Origin of the sequence: Serratia microhaemolytica (genome assembly GCF_004011885.1) — a bacterium.
Lineage (GTDB): Bacteria > Pseudomonadota > Gammaproteobacteria > Enterobacterales > Enterobacteriaceae > Serratia_G > Serratia_G microhaemolytica.
Genome location: NZ_SBEF01000008.1, coordinates 64760 through 81585, shown reverse-complemented (window position 1 = coordinate 81585; position 16826 = coordinate 64760). Strand labels below are relative to the sequence as shown.

Below are 16826 nucleotides of genomic sequence, written 5' to 3'. Positions count from 1 at the left end.
AGCGCTTGTAGCAAGGTAAGGAAGAAGAAGATGGCACTCCCCACAGAAGGTTTAATTGCGTATACGCTAGAGAAGATGAATGCTCGTCTGGTGGCCGCGCCACGCGAAGATGGACGGATACGCAGTGGTTTACTGTTTACTGGCAACGTGCATGATGCCATTCCACGCCGCCTGCTATTGGACACCCAGTTATCCCCCCTGGATAAGATGGCCTGGATGATGATCCGCCTGTACGCACAGAATAATGAAGGCGCGATTTTCCCTCGTTATGATGAGTTGCAGCAGCAACTTGCTTCGCCGGGTAAAGGCAAGGCTTCACGTGAAACGGTCAGCCGTGTGTTGCTGATGTTACGCCTGACGGGTTGGCTCAGTCTATGCAAACAGGTTCGTGATGAGAAAGGACGGGTACGTGGCAATATCTATGCGCAACATGATGAACCATTAACATTTCGTGATGCTGAGACATTTGATCCCCACTATGTTGATATGTTGACGAAGGCGTGCTTGAGTAAAAACCGCACTATCAGTCAAACAGCACAGCGTCTGCTTGAAGAGATAAAAAACGATCCGACCATGCGCCATTATCACAGCCATTTAGCCTTAATAGAAAGCCGGTTGGATCGCCCACAAAATTCGCAGCAGATGGCTACCCGCCTGGCGGTGTACCAGACAAACGAAGCCGACGAACCGGAAGAACCTGCACTGGAGTCAGTACTGAGTTCGGAAACCGAACTTGGCGAAAATGCAGCGCAGACCCTGAGTTCGGATCCCGAACTCAGTCAGGAAAGCATAAAAAGCGACCAGAAAAAGCTGGGTTCGGAAACCGAACTGAGTCACCCCCTACTGAGTTCGGAAACCGAACTGAGTCACCCCCTACTGAGTTCGGAAACCGAACAAACTAAAGATTCAATAAGTTATCCCAGAGTTCGGGATCCGAACCATTACGTACGTAATATTACACACAGTGTAATAAAAAATACGTACGTAGCAGGGGAAGGAGAACTGGTTTTGCCTGATAGCGCGAAAGCTGTGATCACCGATCATGACCAAGCTATGTTACTTGCTCAACTGCGTGCGTTACCTGTGGCGCAGGCTCAACAAATTTTGGCTATGTTGGCTAACCAGCAGGTGTTGAACCCGGTTGGCTGGTTGCTTTCGATGATGAAAAAAGCGCGTGAGGGCAAACTGAATCCTGTCAGAAACCTCAACAAATCCTCAGAACCCTCTCCAACCCAATACCCTGAACAGCGCCCCTTTGTTGCACAGAAATCGGAGGCACCGCCAATATCAGAGGAAGCCGTGCGTGGCTACCTGAAGCAAATCCGTGAGCAACTGAGTTCTAGGGGTAATAAGTGAATGGTCAATAAATACACACTGCTGGCAGTGCCAGCAGTGGTTAATAAGTATACAGCACCAACTCGACTAAAAAACAACCAGACATGAGGATATCTCAATGAAAGCGCCTATTTCTGCAGTCACTCGTACTGAGATAGAAAACAAATGTTGTGACAGTAGTGCAGTTTTTGTGCTTAATAACGGTAGTGATGATTTTGCTGTTTCGCTTGAAACGATACTTGCCTGCCTGAAAATAGCAGAGGAGCACGGGCATATTCCCCCACTCAACGCAGAGTGGTGGGGATTGATTGCCAACCACACAGCCTGGCAATACCATCCATGAAGTGAAACGGAGACGAATGATGGATATCTTCAAAATTTCTGTAGAGTCAATACAGGTTTATAAAATCACACAGGAGAATTTTGATGAAGCAACAAAAAAGCAGGCTCCCTGGTATCAACCCATCAATGGGCATGACGGGTGGTTTGCAGTGTGTCCTGCTTGCGATAATCCTGTGCAAATCATCGGGATGATGAGCAGAGAAAAACCATTTGGTAAGCACTTTCTCTCTTCTCAGGCATCCATGTTAGTGCCGTTAAAAGGCATCGTTGATAATGACGAATACGAATGGTGTCCTTATGCCAGTAAAAATAAAACATTAAACAAAAGTGCCCAGCGACACGCAGACAGCAAAGTGGGGCTGTTAATCAGACAGACACTACTTGAACAATTTGACCGGATCATTTACCTGTTAGAAAAATGTCTGGGCATAAAAATCACATTGGCGTTGGCGGAAAGTATGTTACGTGATTATTGTGCGGTCGAAGGATGGCGTTACCGTGGTGCGACACGACAAAACATTCCCTGGATATTTGCCTACATGATGCAGGCCAAGAAACTTTATGGTCGCATTTTTCTCAAACAGGGGCTGCTATTGGCGGAGGAGTTATGCCGTAAACGCCCTGACTTGCTGTGCAATCAGGAACATAAGATTGTGACGAAAACAGAGAAGGCTTTTTGTGATTTAACTTTTAGCTTTATTAAACATCGCCGTCACCTTGATGGGGAAACTCTGTCAGAGAGTATGGAACTCAACATTGCCGACTCTCGGCAACAGACGGTGTGTAGCAAAATCATCCCGTTTGATTACGACTTTTTCTTTAAGTTAATCAACAGTAAAGATGAGACTTATCGAAATGGGCAACTGCTCCGATTGGCACAAACCTTCTTGGCAGGATAGTGTTTTGATACATCAATATATTAGCAGCATAACGGCGAAACAGCCCAGGCACTGTTAGCCGTGCAAAACTCCCTACGCCGCCATTTTGGTTTTCTCTTGTCCACTGTGGCATTACTGCCGACTATCTCAACCCTGACCTGATACAAGCAAAGTCACTATGCAAAGTAACAATGGGGGCCATATGGCTGAGATAAAAAGTAAATCACAGAAAATAGCAGAGGGAGAACCACCCCGTTCAGGGGCATTAACCTCGACACTCTCTATTGCGCTACACACCCATTACGCCATACGGTTATGGGATGGGCGTAAAAGTGATGATGAGAAACACAAGCGCACAGATATTTTAAGCATGCCAGAAGTTATCCAGCGTGCTGGGCGAGTATTTAGTGATTCAGCCGCCGATAATCCTTATGCTGATGCGTTACTGATGAAACTGGAGACCACGCTTAACGCCAGTTCAGCAAAAATTGCGCTACAGGTGCGTGAGCTGGAGTCCATACTGGCTGACTTGCCAAAAGGTGTCACCCTGTCTGAAGTCACATCAACCCACCCACTGAATATTGGTGTCTACAGCCGTTCCCCACTGGGGTATCGCTGTGTATGGCTCCTTGTGGGTTATGATCAACTGGTGATGAAAACGTTTCAAGCCTGGCATTATGGGCTGATTGCGCGCTCAATGCGTGATCATTATCTCAGTGAAGGCGGGTACGCCGTCAGGCAGGTCTATGGCGTGATCCGCACTTACCGTGTCATGCCCGTTACCCGTGATGATATTCGTCATTCTACGGAACGCGGACAGAAGGCTCTCAGTCAACTGGGTGAGCTTGATCCTGATATTTTTTCAGGTAAAAAGCGATCTTCGTTTGTTTCTTCACAGCTTGTCGAGAAAGACGAACGGTGAGGTCAGCCAGATGGAGGATATTGCTGAAGTTCGGTTACCGTTGGAGAGGTTTATATAAAAGCAGTTTCATTGGTCTCGTCATTGGGTGGGAAAGGGTGTCAGTAGTACCGTAAAGCTCACAGTGGCACTGATGGCGGTATGGTGATTTATTCTGTTTTTTGTGCTATCCAGCATGAGATGGAATTGTTGACAGTAAAAAATCAGAAATAAAAAATGATTTGGGAAAATAACTCTGAAAGAGCAAAGTTAATTCTCTACTGTTTCTGTGATTTCTGAGTACCCCTTCAGGCCAGGTTCTGGTATGGTAAGCGCGCTTTGATGCATCAATAAGTACCCCGTCAGCCTCGGGAGTTATCTTGATCTCTCGCATAGGGTTCAAGGTAACTAGGCTCGACAGACAGTGCTCTGGTTGACGCTGGTCTGTAAGGCGTATGCACTCCGTGAAAACCGCGCCAGGTATCACTGCCAAGCACCTCGGAGCATGATGAGACACTACAGGTTACGTACTTAGCCCAAGGGCACCGGAAACGGTGCCTTTTTTTGTGGTTTTTTCATTCAATCGTGCTGAGAGTTTCCGTGTTGACATTTTACTGACGGGAAACAATGATAAACAGGCTTATCCGTTGCTTGTGAGCAACCACCAATGTTCCCGTCGTCTGTGAGGAACGCCTTAGGGTGGCGACACAATAACACTCCCGTAGCCTGCAAGGGAGTACATGCGAATGTGGTACATCTGCACACCTTTGGAAGCAGATATCGTCAATACAAGCGCACTATGACGCGACGATGAAGGTTGGTTTTATTAACTGCTAGACAGTCAGGATCAGAAAACAGCTAATCCTGATACCCCGACGGGAAGAACTCTCCCGTTAGGGTGATGTTCTTTCTCCGTTGTCCCTATTTTTATCTCCATGGAGAAAACATCATGTCTGAAATTAATACTACTACTGATACTACGGTTACCACTAAAACTGCTGACTACTTCAATCTGACACTAAAAGGATTGGGCTATCTCAGCCATATCCGTCAGGTGAATCATCAGAACGGGTCTTTCCTCTGTTGTGTCATCAACGCACTGAGTGGGCCAACTGATAATCCGACTTATGTACGTTTCGATGTCTGTGTTGCTGGCAAAGAAGCAACCAGCCTGATTGCACGTTGCCATAAGGCGGTGGATGAAGACAAAAAAGTGCTGCTGGGGTTCACCCTGAGCAACCCTTCCACGGATATTTTTACCTTGAACAAAGGTGAACATGCCGGTGAACACCGTGTTAGCCTGAAAGCCCGATTGATCAAAGTTGACTGGATCAAAGTCGGCCAGGTTATGGCTTACAAGGCGGAAAAATCCGACACAACACCACCACAGAGTGATGGCACACTTCAGCGCGAATACGCTGAAAATTCATTCTGATCACTGCGTTTACGCTTCTCCCTGAAAAACAGAACCGCCGTTTTTCAGGGTGGTCTGTTTTCTTTTCATTTCAACAAGAAGGAAATACATCATGGCTTCACGTGGCGTTAACAAAGTTACCTTGATTGGTTTTCTCGGCCAAGAGCCTGAAATTCGCTATCTGCCAGATGGCGGTGCGATTGCAACCTTGTCCGTGGCGACATCAGAAAGCTGGCGCGATAAGCAGACTGGTGAGGCTAAAGAATCTACTGAGTGGCATCGTGTGGTTATTTTCGGCAAACTAGCGGAAATTGTGGGGGAATATGCTCACAAAGGTACGCAAGTTTATGTCGAAGGTAAGTTGCGTCACCGGAAATGGCAAGACCAAAATGGCCAAGATCGCTACACCACTGAGGTGGTGGTAGACATGAGAGGGGCATTTCAGATGTTAGGTGCTCGTCAGCAAGGGCAAGGCAGCACAGCCTCTTCACTACAGAAAGCGGCATCTTCTGGTGTCTCTTCTCAAGCGCAACCACCGGTCACAGCTTATGCTGATATGCCGATGGATTTTGATGATGACATACCGTTTTGAATATGTGGTTTTAATCTTAACAAAACAAAAACGTCAGCCTTTCCGGTTGGCGTTTTTTTCATTTAACGCAGTATGAGTTGTTGATTGAGTGCATTGAGGGAGTTTCGCACAGTGAGCCCAGTTATCACTGTATAAGGAAACTTTCTGATGAAATGGCTATACCTACTGACTTCATCCTTTCTGCTACTCGGTGGTTGCACTCAGCACCCGCCAGAAAAATCACCCTCATCACAAACATCGCTCCGCGCCTCGGTACTGACCAGCAATGTGCAATCCGCTCAGCCAGATGAGTTTGCCAAGCCACCAGAGGTGATCCGTTATGATCGCTATCTGCTGCTCAACACGGATCCGATGGCGGCGCAACGTGATCCGCTTGCTCAGACGATTGAGATACGTATTCCGGCCTCATTAAACCCGACTGTGGGTGAAGCGATGCGTTATGCCATGAAGCAGTCAGGGTTCTCTCTGTGCAACCATGAACCGGCAAATCGGGTGCTCTATCAACAACCGCTTCCCGCTGTGCAGTACCAACTGGGGCCGATGCGCTTGCGCACTGCGTTGCAAGTGATGGCAGGGCCCGCCTGGCAGTTAGAGGTTGATAGTGTGCAGCGTGTGGTGTGTCACAGCCTGCGTCCTGGTTATCAACTGCCAGCGAACGGGGTCACACCATGAATGAGGTGACGAATGACACAGCAGAGAGCCAGCCTGTGCGCCGCCGCCACGGGTTACGCCGTGGTGCCATGAAGATAGTGTTAATCAGTGTGCTACTGATAGGCAGTGGATTGCTTGTCAGCCTGGTTTTTCTAGGGTTGGGCGAACTTGACCAGCGCTTGGCACGTCTGGAGTTGCAGGACAACACGGTGAGCACGGTGGAAGCGCTATCTGTGCTGCAAACCGATGTCTCTACCCTGAAAAGTACCCTGCAAACGTTGCAAGCTAGCCTGACGGAGAGCCAGCAACAGCTTGCTCAGTTGCAACAGCAAGTGACACAACAGGCCGCGCAGCGACAAGCACAGCAACAGGCGCTGGATAGTTTTCGCCAGACACAAACTCACCTGCAACAAACCCTACAAAATGCCCTGCAAACACAAGAGCAACGGTTGAACACGCTCACCGAGCAGTTCACTACGCTGAATGCGGCTGTGGACTCGTTGAAACTGAAACCGCTGAGCAGCGCAGCCAGCGCAACAAACCTGCCTGCCGAAAAAACGACAGCGACAAAAACCACGCCTACCGCAGCAACAAAAACCGCTGCCAAAAAACTCACGCTACCGACATCCCGCGTCCTCACAACAGTTCGCGCCCCGTTTATTTTAACGGCGATAGAGCGACGAGGCACAGCATCCTGGGCAGCGGTTGCGCCACGCGATTATCGAAGCTTGTCGCAAATCACATTAGTAGGAAAAGGTGACACGGTTTCAGGCTGGACGCTGGTACAGACTGGCATCGGTCAAGCCACCTTTCGGGTTAAAGGGCGCTTGGCCGTGGTGAAAGTGGAGAATTGAGCATGAAACGACAACTGATCATCCCATTAATGCTGTTATTCAGCCTGCCAGTAGTGGCAGCAAACAACATAGCAAACAGTGAGATCACACACTCACAAAATGAAAATAGCCCTTCACAGTCCCTTCAGGCACAGGCTAAACAATGGGGATTGAGTGAGGATGCCTATCAGCGTTACCAACAGTTGATGAGCGGCCCACGCGGCATTCAGTCGCCAGGACTTGATCCGCTTTCCGTCTTGGGTATTGAGGCGCGTTCAGCAACAGAACGGCGCGAGTATGCGGAAAAGTGGGTGAAAGCCGAATTTGCCCGCACGGAAAAAGAGCTGGCGTTTCAGCGTGAAATCAACGCTGCCTGGCAACGACTCTATCCCACTATTTTACCCGTGAATATTGGCAATGCTGATGGTGTCACGACAGGGCGCTTTGCGCTGTTTGTCAGAGCCAAGGATTGCCCAACCTGTGAGACGCGGCTGGCGGCTGTGTTGCGCGATAACCGCCAGGTCGATATCTATCTGGTCGATAGTCAGGGCAATGACAATACTCTGCGCCAATGGGCAAGCGATCATCATATTCCACTCGAAAAAGTACGCACACGCCAGATCACGCTTAACCATGATCGCGGGAATTGGCTGCGTTTTGGCGAAGGTTTAATGCCTGTGTTGCTGCAACAAAGGGAGGATGGATGGCATATCGCTGCTTTTTGATGATGCTGGCACTGTGCAGTGCCAGTGTGACGGCCGGTCAGTCAGTGCCTGAGCGCTATGAGCATATTGCCCAAACGCACGGCATTCCTGCTGAAGTGTTATATGCCGTGTCACTGACAGAAAGCGCCCTGTCACCTCAAGCGATCACCGCGTTACTCTCATCCGCTACCCCACAATCGCTAACCACGGTCAGTCGCCCTTGGCCTTGGACAATCAACGTGGCTGGCAAAGGTTATCGCTACCCTAGTCGGCTCGCTGCCTGGCAAGCCTTGCAGGTGTGGATGAAACACACTCCACTCAAGCGCATCGATGTTGGCATCGCGCAAGTCAATTTGGGCTGGCATGGTCAGCGTTTTGCTTCCACCTGGGCGGTTTTTGATCCGCAAGAGAATCTGCACGTAGCGGCTACGCTGCTGCGTGATTGTTGGGATCGCCGCCCCGGTAGCTGGTTAAACGCTATCGGCTGCTATCACCATCCTGCCGGAGGTAAAACGGCAGCACGTTACCAAGCGCAGGTACAACACCAGTTGAATCATGTGCTCGTTGCACCAACGCTGGCCACTTACTGGATCGAACCCAAGGAATTCACCCCATGAAACTGACCTACTCTATTGCTTTGCCATTAATGCTACTGTCGTTGTCAGGACAAGCTGAATTGCGTGTGATCGCCGATCTGGGTGGCGAGTCTACCGAAGCTTACTTTGAGAGTATCAACAAGCAGGAAGAGACGGCTCTCAGCCCACCACTTTCCACTCCGTCTGTCAGCGGATTAGCTGCGATGTTACCCGTGCGAACGCCAGAACTCTCACCGGGTGCGGTGGCTGATCGCCCACTGAATTTACCCGGTATCGGTGCGCTGTTTCTGGTGGGCGATGACGCCTTGTCACGCGCCTGGCTCATACAACATGCTGCCACACTGCGTGAACGGCGAGCGGTGGGCATGATCGTCAATGTTGAGCGTATTGAGGCAGTGCAAGCGTTACGCGATGCCGTGCCGCAGTTACTGTTAGTCCCTGCTTCCGGCTCTGAATTGGCGCAACGCTTGCAGTTACAACACTATCCGGTGCTGATCAGCGATAGTTTGTTAACCCAACAGAAGGTGCAACCATGATAGCGCCAACCCCACAGTGGCTTGCACCGTTTATCAACCCTGTACTTATGTTGTTACTGATTTTACTGGCAGGTAAGCCAACGTGGTTTCCTGCCTTTTATCAGGAGAGATTATGAGCAAGCGTTATGTGATCGAAGCCTTACTGCGACCCGCTGTAGAGCTCAATACTGCTGTGGTTGCTGGGGTGGCGGCCTTTATCTGTGTACAGGCACCGTGGGCGGTGGCGCTCGATCCCACGGTCAGTTACGGCATGGCGGCAGGCTTTGGCGTGTTATCAGTGGTGCGGGGGCGGCAAGGCTGGCAGATCCTGCGTTATCGGCGTAACCTAAAGCGTTTACCGCGTTATGTGATGACCGCACGGCAGATTCCCCTCAGTCAGCAACGGCTGTTTCTTGGTTTGGGATTTCGCTGGACGCAAAAACATACCCAGCGTTTGCAGGATACGCTGCGGCCAGAAGTGGAGAAATACCTGCAACCGAACAGCCTCTACCGTACAGCGCGTTGGCTTGAGCTGAAAACTGAACAGCGTCTGACTTGGCTTGGGCAATTGCTGCGCTATGACAGTCTGCTTAATCCGGTTCGTCCTTTACCACCGGTTGGCGGTAACCCCGTATTGCATGGTGTGGAGCCAGAAGAGCGTGATGTCTGGCTACCGCTGCTTGAGCGTGTCGGACACACCATTATTTATGGCACTACGCGCGTGGGGAAAACCCGCCTAGCGGAATTGCTGATCACTCAGGATATTCATCGGGGCGAGGTCACCATTGTGTTTGATCCGAAAGGCGACGCCGATTTGATGAAGCGTGTCTGGGCAGAGGCACATCGTGCGGGTCGTGGTGACGCGCTGACTATTTTCCATTTAGGCTGGCCGGAAATTTCGGCGCGTTACAATGCCGTGGGACGTTTTGGTCGCGTATCGGAAGTGGCCTCGCGTATTGCTGGTCAGCTTTCAGGGGAAGGCAACAGCGCTGCGTTCCGTGAATTTGCCTGGCGTTTTGTCAATATCATTGCGCGGGCATTGGTAGCACTCGGCGAACGCCCCGATTACACCCTGATCACCCGCTATGTGAATAATATTGCTGATCTCTATATCCGCTACGCCGAGCAAGTCATTCAGGAGCAATTGCCTGCTTTACAAGCACAAATCAGTAACAATGCTCAAGTGTTGGGAGAAAATGATGTGCCGCGCACTATGCAAGGACAACCGCAGGCGGTGCGGATTTGGTCGATTGAGTTAGCGCTCAGCTCAGAAATGGGTAAAGCCCTGTATGATCCGATCCTGGATGGCTTACGCAGCGCGGTACGCTATGACCGCACCTATTTTGACAAGATTGTCGCTTCACTGCTGCCGTTACTGGAAAAGCTGACGACGGGCAAAACGGCTGAACTGCTCGCGCCGGATTATCTGGATATGGACGATCCCCGCCCGATTTTTGACTGGGAACAGGTGATCCGCAAAAAGGGCATTGTCTACGTTGGTCTGGATGCACTCAGTGACAGCGAAGTAGCCAGTGCGGTGGGGAACAGCATGTTTGCTGATCTGGTGAGCATGGCGGGGCATATCTACAAGCATGGCATCATGAGTGGTTTACCTGGCACCAGTGAAAAGAAAACGCCGATCAACCTGCATTGTGATGAGTTTAACGAGCTAATGGGCGATGAGTTTATCCCGTTAATCAACAAGGGCGGTGGCGCAGGAATGCAGGTGACGGCCTATACCCAAACCTCCTCAGATATTGAAGCGCGGATTGGCAATGCGGCGAAAACCGCGCAGGTACAGGGCAACTTCAACAACCTGATCATGTTGCGCGTGCGCGATAATGTGACAGCGGAATTACTGACCAGTCAGCTCCCCCAGGTGGAGATTTATAGTAAAACCCTGGTCTCGGGTCACCAGGATACCGATAGCGAAAGTGGCCAGGATTTTAGCTCGAGCACGCAAGACCGGGTGGGCACAGTGAAAGTGCCGCTGTTAGAACCCGCAGATGTGGTCACCTTGCCCAAGGGACAGGCGTTCGCACTGTTAGAAGGTGGCCAACTGTGGAAAATCCGTATGCCACTGCCAGCGGGTGATCGTCGTGATGTCATGTTACCGGAGAGTCTTTCACAAATCGCTGAAGCGATGCGCCGCAACTACCGTAGTAGCGAAGGATGGTGGCATGAGACACCCGAGGCGGTGAATAGGGGGGAACATGGCTGAAATCAAACGTCAACCGCCCCCACCACAGCCAGAGAAGAAACATGGTCTGCTCTATAACCTGCTCTGGGCATGGCCTTGGGCACTGCTTGGCATGTTACTGGCTTCGCTGTTACTGAGCTTAGTGATTGAATACATCGGTATTGCCTTTTTCTGGCCGGAACTCGGATCAAAACACAGTGAAACGGTGATGAGCACCGAGCTGGGCTGGCTGTCACGCGAATTTACTCGCAGTCTACTGCTCTCTGACCCTGCTGTTACCGTGACAGGCTGGATCACCACAGCCTATCAATGGGCATTTGTTGACAGTGGCCTGTTGGCCTGGATCCAGCAATCGTCGCACGACGGCAATGCGTTCTCGCGCCAATTAGAACAATGGCACGTAGGATTAGCCAACTACCTGCATGATTACCTGATGGCCACCATTTGGGTAACGGTGATCGTGTTGGTGCGTGTCACCATACTGGTGTTATCGCTGCCGTTGTTTGTGATGGCGGTAGTGGTGGCACTGGTTGAGGGGCTCGGGCGGCGAGATTTACGTCGTTATGGTGCCGGTTATGAGAGTTCGTTTGTCTATCACCGTGCCAAAAAGATGGTGAAATCAGCATTTGCGATACCAATTATCCTCTACCTCTCCTGGCCTACCGCTATCTACCCCAACCTGATCCTGTTACCCGGTGCACTGCTGCTGGGCATGGCAATTATGGTGACGACGGCATCGTTCAAGAAATATCTTTAATCGCGCTGGACGCAGGCGCGTAAAACTTGCTTTTGTGCGCTTGCGTCAGCAGACAAGCCCTGTCATTACGGGTACTGGCGCGTCAGTTGTCCGCTAGTCTTGTTAGACTGTCCCTTCCCTGACTTTCTTATTTCCTTTTTTTTGTAGATTCACTTGGTTTTAACTCTGGGGTGTTTCCTGGCGTATCTTTATTATCACGCCGACGTTTATCTGGTTTGCCTGTCGATTCAGCAATCGGTTTCGGACCAGGTTTAAGTGCCATGATGATTATCCTTCAGATAGTTAATAGGAAATTTTTCTGACCGAATATAGTTACTGGTTTACAGCATGTTGATACTCACAGTAACCACATCATTTTAAAAGTACTACACGTTTATTAGAAAATCAATATATGGTGTTAAATTTAACAAAAAACACTATATATAGTATTTCGTCTATCGCGAATTAGTCTTTGACGACAACATTATTAAACTGAGTGAGAACGAATAGGAAACAACTTTTATTATACCACATCTCTCACATCTCCTCAGTCTTCTGATAAAAATCACACAAGATTACCAAATAAGGGAATTAACTCTCACCAACGCAGAAAGAGTTTATCGCTGACTCCTCACTTTAGTTTGCTCATGCTGTAAGCACCTTAACTTTATAAGGAGGTGCTTATGAACCATCCCCGTTCAGCGTGGTGTGCTTACGGCGCACTGCTGCTGGCCATGGCGCTGCCGGTGATGGCCGCCGAAAAAGATGAACTGGCCTCAGCGCTACGTCAGCTCGATCAGGTGCAGGCCGCACTGGAAAGAGCGCGGGTAGCTGCCGTTCAGGCTGACCCCGCTGATCGTGGCCGTTTCTTCTTCGATTATCGCCAAGCTACATCTGATCTCAACACTATCCGTGACGGCATTGGCCGCTATCTCGAACCTTCGCGTGCGCAGCCGCGCACGTTGTCGGTGAGTGGGCAGTTTCGTCGGGAGCGCCCTTGATGGCGATGACGCAAGAGCAATCCGATGCCTTTCTTTCTGCATCCGGTGAACTCGCTATTGATGTGTTGCATTTGACCTGTATCGGGCTATTGCTGGCCTTGCTGTTTCTGTGGTCAGCCTGGGCGCTGGCCGATGTCTGGCTGGGTTGGAGTAACGAAAAAGTGCGCCATGCGGCGCTGGGGCGTTTTGCCATCCGCGCCGTGATTTTGCTGGTGATCACTATCTGGATGTTTGCCAGTTGACGCTTGTTATCCCGTTTTACGCAATCTCAATCTTATTTTTGGAGACACTTAATGACATTACCACCTGCCATTTTCTCATTTTTCTCACTCTCAAATTGGCGTGCGCGTTGGACGCGTGCCAGTACCCTGGTGTTGCTTGCCTGGCTGCACAGCCAGGCTGCCCTGGCAGATTTACCCACCGTAGAACCGCCGACCTCGAATGTTAGCGGGGGTGGCTTGATGGGGCAAATAAAAGGTTACCTACAAGATGGAATTGTTATCGGTGGCTTTGTGGTGGCGGCGATTGCTTTTATCGTCGTCGCATCCGCAGCGGTCAGCACCTTCTCCGAGGTACGTGAAGATAAAGCCACTTGGAGTAAGTTCGGGGCGATCGTTGTGGTCGGTGTCGTGTTACTGGTTGCGGTGATTTGGCTCTTGGGCAAAGCTGCCAGCATCATTACCTAGGAGGAAACCACGATGCAGACCATTCGATTTTTGCCTGATCGCCTGAACTGCGAGCCGATGGTATTTCGTGGGTTTACTACCCCAGAAATGGGGCTGGCCGCGTTGTTGGGCGTTGGTGTCGGTCTGCTGTGGTCGTTGCCGATGGCGATGCTGTTCGGCTGGGTGATGATTCCGAGCGGCATGTTAGTGACCCCGTTATTGCTGATTGGCTTTGGTGGACGTTGGCTAAGCAGCATGAAACGGGGCAAACCGGAGAACTACATCTGGCAGCGACTGGGAGTCTTCAAGCAGCATCACAATCTGGGCAGACGTAAGGGGGGGAGTGTGCTCATTATTGATGCCCGTGGATGGTCACTTAAACGAACCGGGAGGATCTAATGAGCCGTTTTCGTCATGCGGTGAAAGATCGGGATCAGCATATCCTGACGTTGCGTCTAGCTTGTGCGGTACTGACCTTTTTCCTGTTAATTACTTGTGCTGGCTGGATGCTGGCACCGAGCAAACTTACTGTACATAACCCACCAGATTTACGTTCTGGCAGTACCCGCCCCTGGTGGGAGGTGCCGACACCCTCTGTTTATGCCTTTGCGTTCTATATCTTTCAGCAGCTCAATGCCTGGCCGAAAAGTGGTGAGGTGAATTACCCGGCAAAAATCCAGGCACTTTCCGCCTATCTGACGCCGACCTGTCAGGATTTCTTTTACGCTGATGCTAAAAAACGCAGCCAAACGGGTGAGTTGATTGACCGGGTGCGGGTGGTGTATGAGATCCCCGGACGCGGCTACCAACCTAAAAGTGTCACGGTGCTTGATAACGATCACTGGGTGGTACGGCTGGATCTGGTGGCGGATGAGTACTTTCACTCAGAGCCGGTAAAACGCGCTTTGGTACGTTATCCGCTCAAAGTGGTGCGGTGGGATGGCGATCCCGAGCGCAACCCCTTTGGCTTGGCGCTGGATTGCTATGACGGCATCCCACAACGCCTTGAAGCGGCGAACTAGGAGATGATGATGATGTGTCATTACCTGCAACGTGGCGTGCTGCTGTTATTGCTGTCACTGGCAACAGCGGTTCAGGCAGAGGAATTAATGAAATGGGAGCGTATTCCGTTGCAAATCCCGCTGAAAGTGGGGCAAGAGCGGGTGCTCTTTGTAGAAAAAAATGTGCGTGTTGGTTTCCCATCGACGCTCGATGGCAAACTGCGTGTGCAGAGTAGCGGTGGCGCAGTCTATCTGAAAGCGGACACGGCCTTTAGTGCCACGCGCATACAATTACAGGATGTGGAAACCGGCGAGGTGATTTTGCTGGATTTGACGGCAGCCGCCAAGGGTTCGGCTGAGCCAATTCGCTTGGTCTACCATGGTGATGTCACGTCAGTCACGCGAGCCAGTGAACTCCAGCAAACGACAACCCCGCCAGCCACAAGCGATGGCAACCCGGCCAATCCCACTGATAAAAAAGTGACCTACAGCGCACCGTTGCCGGTATTGCTGACCCGTTATGCCGCCCAGAGTCTCTACGCGCCGTTGCGCACAGTAGAGGCAGTACCCGGTATTCGTCCGATTAACCCCAGGTTGGCCGGACGCCTAACCACGCTCTACCCCTCAGAACCGATCCAGGCTACCCCCTTGGCGGCTTGGGCGGTGGCCGATCGCGCTGTGGTGGCCATTCGCTTGAAAAATACCGCCTCACGGCAAATCATCCTCGATCCGCGTGTTTTACAAGGGAGGTTTATCGCCGCCACTTTTCAGCATCGTTGGCTTGGTGCAGTAGGTACACCGGAAGATACCACCACGGTTTACCTGGTGACGGATGCACAACCTGCACACGCTTTTATTGCGGAACCTCGACAGCCTAGCACAACGGGCAGAAAAAAAGCGGAGGTGCATCGTGCAAATTAAATCCAATGCGATAGTGAAAATTATCGTTCCTACCGTGGTGATGATAGGACTGTTTGTTGGTCTGAAAAGCTGCAAACAACAGGCTCCAACCAACAGTGCGGTAGAAGAGATGACCACAGCACTGAAAAGCCTGTCACCGGATGAGCTGAAATCTCTCGGAGTCGAGGGAGATACACCCGCAGACACTTTACGCACGTTGATAGGCAGCCTCAAAGATGTGCGTGATCGTCAAAAAGCGCTGGATAAACGGAATGCAGAGTTGATGAAGGAGAACAAACAACTGTTACGCACCCAAGATGGCACGGCGTATCAGGAGACAGTTGACAGTATCCGTCGGCAATATGAAGAGCGCCATCAACAGTTATTGAGTGAGCAAGCCAAGCTGATGAGCAGTGTCGAGGCACTGTCGACTAAACTTAACCAAGTCAATGAGAACAAAACCCAAAGTGGTTCAAATATTCAGCGCGCCCAAAATACTCAGACAACCGGTACGACTGGTGGCAGTTTGGGTGATATCCCGTTGGGATTTGGTTTTGATAACCTGGGTAAAAGCTTGCCAGGGCAACGCACATCGTTGGAAAGCACGTCCAATGATGGGCTGATTTGGGTACTGCCCAGCGATCAGCAAGCCAGTGATCCGCGTGATGCCAGTGGTAAAGCGTTACCCCTGTTTCCTACCTCATTTTTAGACAACAACCCGCTGACACGGCAAAAAGCGGCCTATGAACAGCAGGTCAAAGGCTACAGCAACGAAAAAGGCGCACAAGTCACCACCACACCGGTTTACACCGTGCCGGAAAACGCCACGCTGGTTGGCAGCCGTGCCATGACAGCCTTGTTAGGACGTGTGCCGATCAACGGCACCGTCACCGACCCCTATCCGTTCAAGATTTTAATCGGCAAAGACAACCTGACGGCGAACGGCATTGAACTGCCGGAAGTAGAAGGGGCGATTGTCTCGGGCAGTGCCAGTGGTGATTGGGTGCTCTCCTGTGTCCGTGGCCAAGTCAATAGCATCACCTTTGTGTTTGCCGATGGCACACTGCGCACGGTACCGCAACCGGATGCCAACGGAAACAACACAGGCAATGGTAATAGCCAGAATAAAACCGGCACTGACGGTGGCATCGGCTGGATCTCCGATAACGACGGTATTCCCTGTATCAGTGGTACGCGCAAAACCAATGCTGGCACCTATTTACCGAGCCTGTTTGCCCTTTCAGCGGCAGCAGCAGCGGGAGAAGCCATCAGCGAAGGTCAGTACACCACACAGAATAATGTCAACGGTATTACCTCCACGTTGACCGGCAGCGCTGGACAGGCTGCGTTGGGTAAGGCGCTCTCAGGTGGTATGAGCGAGACCACCGACTGGCTGAAACAACGTTACGGCCAGACCTTTGACGCGATTTACGTGCCACCTGGCGCGACCGTGGCAGTGCATATCACGCGCCAGTTAGCGATTGATTACGATACGCAAGGGCGCAAAGTTCACCACGATTTTACGCTGCCGGGTGGTATTGCCCAGCACGGCGGCCTGGATTAAG

At 51.0% G+C, this 16826-nt stretch carries 21 protein-coding genes; 20 read left to right on the top strand and 1 reads right to left on the bottom strand.

Features of this window, described 5'->3' with window-relative positions:
* The first annotated feature begins 30 nt into the window (after positions 1-30).
* The 13 genes from EOJ37_RS05350 to EOJ37_RS05290 all read left to right on the top strand — a co-directional run bounded on the left by EOJ37_RS05350 (position 31) and on the right by EOJ37_RS05290 (position 11715).
* On the top strand, positions 31-1356 hold the full coding sequence (locus EOJ37_RS05350; protein ID WP_127958599.1) for an STY4528 family pathogenicity island replication protein: 1326 nt from the start codon (positions 31-33) through the stop codon (positions 1354-1356).
* Between the two features lie 97 nt (positions 1357-1453).
* Entirely contained in the window at positions 1454-1678 is a 225-nt protein-coding gene (locus tag EOJ37_RS05345; protein ID WP_127958597.1) for a hypothetical protein, read from the top strand.
* 19 nt (positions 1679-1697) lie between these two features.
* Positions 1698-2576, top strand: coding sequence for a hypothetical protein (locus EOJ37_RS05340; protein WP_127958628.1), 879 nt, complete (start codon positions 1698-1700; stop codon positions 2574-2576).
* A gap of 181 nt (positions 2577-2757) precedes the next feature.
* Positions 2758-3477 carry a PFL_4669 family integrating conjugative element protein gene (locus EOJ37_RS05335; RefSeq protein ID WP_127958595.1) on the top strand — a complete coding sequence of 240 codons (720 nt, stop codon included), beginning with the start codon at positions 2758-2760 and terminating at the stop codon, positions 3475-3477.
* Positions 3478-4402: 925 nt separating this feature from the next.
* Positions 4403-4888 carry an STY4534 family ICE replication protein gene (locus tag EOJ37_RS05330; protein ID WP_127958593.1) on the top strand — a complete coding sequence of 162 codons (486 nt, stop codon included), beginning with the start codon at positions 4403-4405 and terminating at the stop codon, positions 4886-4888.
* A gap of 91 nt (positions 4889-4979) precedes the next feature.
* Positions 4980-5459: a single-stranded DNA-binding protein gene (gene ssb, locus EOJ37_RS05325; RefSeq protein WP_127958591.1), complete on the top strand. Its 480-nt coding sequence runs from the start codon at positions 4980-4982 to the stop codon at positions 5457-5459.
* A gap of 147 nt (positions 5460-5606) precedes the next feature.
* Positions 5607-6131 carry a PFGI-1 class ICE element type IV pilus protein PilL2 gene (gene pilL2 / locus EOJ37_RS05320; protein ID WP_127958589.1) on the top strand — a complete coding sequence of 175 codons (525 nt, stop codon included), beginning with the start codon at positions 5607-5609 and terminating at the stop codon, positions 6129-6131.
* Positions 6128-6964 (top strand): hypothetical protein, encoded by an 837-nt coding sequence (locus tag EOJ37_RS05315; RefSeq protein ID WP_127958587.1) that lies wholly within the window; start codon positions 6128-6130, stop codon positions 6962-6964. The genes pilL2 and EOJ37_RS05315 overlap by 4 nt, the downstream gene beginning before the upstream one ends.
* 2 nt (positions 6965-6966) lie before the next feature.
* A complete protein-coding gene (locus EOJ37_RS05310; protein ID WP_127958585.1) occupies positions 6967-7668 on the top strand; it encodes a TIGR03759 family integrating conjugative element protein in 702 nt (233 codons plus the stop codon).
* On the top strand, positions 7647-8264 hold the full coding sequence (locus EOJ37_RS05305) for a transglycosylase SLT domain-containing protein (protein ID WP_127958583.1): 618 nt from the start codon (positions 7647-7649) through the stop codon (positions 8262-8264). Before EOJ37_RS05310 ends, EOJ37_RS05305 begins: the two co-directional genes overlap by 22 nt.
* On the top strand, positions 8261-8779 hold the full coding sequence (locus EOJ37_RS05300) for an integrating conjugative element protein (protein WP_127958581.1): 519 nt from the start codon (positions 8261-8263) through the stop codon (positions 8777-8779). Before EOJ37_RS05305 ends, EOJ37_RS05300 begins: the two co-directional genes overlap by 4 nt.
* 112 nt (positions 8780-8891) lie before the next feature.
* A complete protein-coding gene (gene traD, locus EOJ37_RS05295; RefSeq protein WP_127958579.1) occupies positions 8892-10979 on the top strand; it encodes a type IV conjugative transfer system coupling protein TraD in 2088 nt (695 codons plus the stop codon).
* Entirely contained in the window at positions 10972-11715 is a 744-nt protein-coding gene (locus tag EOJ37_RS05290) for a TIGR03747 family integrating conjugative element membrane protein (RefSeq protein WP_127958577.1), read from the top strand. The genes traD and EOJ37_RS05290 overlap by 8 nt, the downstream gene beginning before the upstream one ends.
* Positions 11716-11842: 127 nt before the next feature.
* Here EOJ37_RS05290 and EOJ37_RS14950 read toward each other — a convergent pair whose 3' ends face one another.
* The gene (locus tag EOJ37_RS14950) at positions 11843-11977 is read right to left on the bottom strand and encodes a hypothetical protein (RefSeq protein WP_276318271.1); all 135 of its coding nucleotides are present in this window, start codon (positions 11975-11977) and stop codon (positions 11843-11845) included.
* A gap of 451 nt (positions 11978-12428) precedes the next feature.
* Between EOJ37_RS14950 and EOJ37_RS05285 the strand changes: the two genes are divergently transcribed.
* The 7 genes from EOJ37_RS05285 to EOJ37_RS05255 are packed head-to-tail and all read left to right on the top strand — an operon-like array spanning position 12429 to position 16825.
* Positions 12429-12695: an integrative conjugative element protein, RAQPRD family gene (locus EOJ37_RS05285; protein WP_240651668.1), complete on the top strand. Its 267-nt coding sequence runs from the start codon at positions 12429-12431 to the stop codon at positions 12693-12695.
* A complete protein-coding gene (locus tag EOJ37_RS05280) occupies positions 12695-12937 on the top strand; it encodes a TIGR03758 family integrating conjugative element protein (protein WP_127958573.1) in 243 nt (80 codons plus the stop codon). The genes EOJ37_RS05285 and EOJ37_RS05280 overlap by 1 nt, the downstream gene beginning before the upstream one ends.
* 51 nt (positions 12938-12988) lie before the next feature.
* A complete protein-coding gene (locus tag EOJ37_RS05275) occupies positions 12989-13381 on the top strand; it encodes a TIGR03745 family integrating conjugative element membrane protein (protein ID WP_127958571.1) in 393 nt (130 codons plus the stop codon).
* Between the two features lie 12 nt (positions 13382-13393).
* Positions 13394-13759, top strand: a complete 366-nt coding sequence (locus tag EOJ37_RS05270; protein ID WP_127958569.1) for a TIGR03750 family conjugal transfer protein — start codon at positions 13394-13396, stop codon at positions 13757-13759.
* Positions 13759-14382 (top strand): PFL_4703 family integrating conjugative element protein, encoded by a 624-nt coding sequence (locus EOJ37_RS05265; protein ID WP_127958567.1) that lies wholly within the window; start codon positions 13759-13761, stop codon positions 14380-14382. The genes EOJ37_RS05270 and EOJ37_RS05265 overlap by 1 nt, the downstream gene beginning before the upstream one ends.
* Positions 14383-14385: 3 nt before the next feature.
* Entirely contained in the window at positions 14386-15282 is an 897-nt protein-coding gene (locus EOJ37_RS05260) for a TIGR03749 family integrating conjugative element protein (protein ID WP_420820619.1), read from the top strand.
* The gene (locus tag EOJ37_RS05255; protein WP_127958565.1) at positions 15272-16825 is read left to right on the top strand and encodes a TIGR03752 family integrating conjugative element protein; all 1554 of its coding nucleotides are present in this window, start codon (positions 15272-15274) and stop codon (positions 16823-16825) included. The genes EOJ37_RS05260 and EOJ37_RS05255 overlap by 11 nt, the downstream gene beginning before the upstream one ends.
* The last annotated feature ends 1 nt before the right edge of the window (position 16826 follow it).

Bases quoted from the DNA above. Each gene is read 5' to 3' on its own strand.
- EOJ37_RS05335 (WP_127958595.1), top strand. From the start codon at position 2,758: ATGGCTGAGATAAAAAGTAAATCACAGAAAATAGCAGAGGGAGAACCA.
- EOJ37_RS05265 (WP_127958567.1), top strand. From the start codon at position 13,759: ATGAGCCGTTTTCGTCATGCGGTGAAAGATCGGGATCAGCATATCCTG.
- EOJ37_RS05260 (WP_420820619.1), top strand. From the start codon at position 14,386: ATGATGATGATGTGTCATTACCTGCAACGTGGCGTGCTGCTGTTATTG.
- pilL2 (WP_127958589.1), top strand. From the start codon at position 5,607: ATGAAATGGCTATACCTACTGACTTCATCCTTTCTGCTACTCGGTGGT.
- EOJ37_RS05330 (WP_127958593.1), top strand. From the start codon at position 4,403: ATGTCTGAAATTAATACTACTACTGATACTACGGTTACCACTAAAACT.
- EOJ37_RS05300 (WP_127958581.1), top strand. From the start codon at position 8,261: ATGAAACTGACCTACTCTATTGCTTTGCCATTAATGCTACTGTCGTTG.
- EOJ37_RS05315 (WP_127958587.1), top strand. From the start codon at position 6,128: ATGAATGAGGTGACGAATGACACAGCAGAGAGCCAGCCTGTGCGCCGC.
- EOJ37_RS05345 (WP_127958597.1), top strand. From the start codon at position 1,454: ATGAAAGCGCCTATTTCTGCAGTCACTCGTACTGAGATAGAAAACAAA.
- EOJ37_RS05340 (WP_127958628.1), top strand. From the start codon at position 1,698: ATGGATATCTTCAAAATTTCTGTAGAGTCAATACAGGTTTATAAAATC.
- EOJ37_RS05310 (WP_127958585.1), top strand. From the start codon at position 6,967: ATGAAACGACAACTGATCATCCCATTAATGCTGTTATTCAGCCTGCCA.
- ssb (WP_127958591.1), top strand. From the start codon at position 4,980: ATGGCTTCACGTGGCGTTAACAAAGTTACCTTGATTGGTTTTCTCGGC.
- EOJ37_RS05305 (WP_127958583.1), top strand. From the start codon at position 7,647: ATGGCATATCGCTGCTTTTTGATGATGCTGGCACTGTGCAGTGCCAGT.
- EOJ37_RS05270 (WP_127958569.1), top strand. From the start codon at position 13,394: ATGCAGACCATTCGATTTTTGCCTGATCGCCTGAACTGCGAGCCGATG.
- EOJ37_RS05350 (WP_127958599.1), top strand. From the start codon at position 31: ATGGCACTCCCCACAGAAGGTTTAATTGCGTATACGCTAGAGAAGATG.
- EOJ37_RS14950 (WP_276318271.1), bottom strand. From the start codon at position 11,977: ATGGCACTTAAACCTGGTCCGAAACCGATTGCTGAATCGACAGGCAAA.
- EOJ37_RS05280 (WP_127958573.1), top strand. From the start codon at position 12,695: ATGGCGATGACGCAAGAGCAATCCGATGCCTTTCTTTCTGCATCCGGT.
- EOJ37_RS05285 (WP_240651668.1), top strand. From the start codon at position 12,429: ATGGCGCTGCCGGTGATGGCCGCCGAAAAAGATGAACTGGCCTCAGCG.
- EOJ37_RS05275 (WP_127958571.1), top strand. From the start codon at position 12,989: ATGACATTACCACCTGCCATTTTCTCATTTTTCTCACTCTCAAATTGG.
- traD (WP_127958579.1), top strand. From the start codon at position 8,892: ATGAGCAAGCGTTATGTGATCGAAGCCTTACTGCGACCCGCTGTAGAG.
- EOJ37_RS05290 (WP_127958577.1), top strand. From the start codon at position 10,972: ATGGCTGAAATCAAACGTCAACCGCCCCCACCACAGCCAGAGAAGAAA.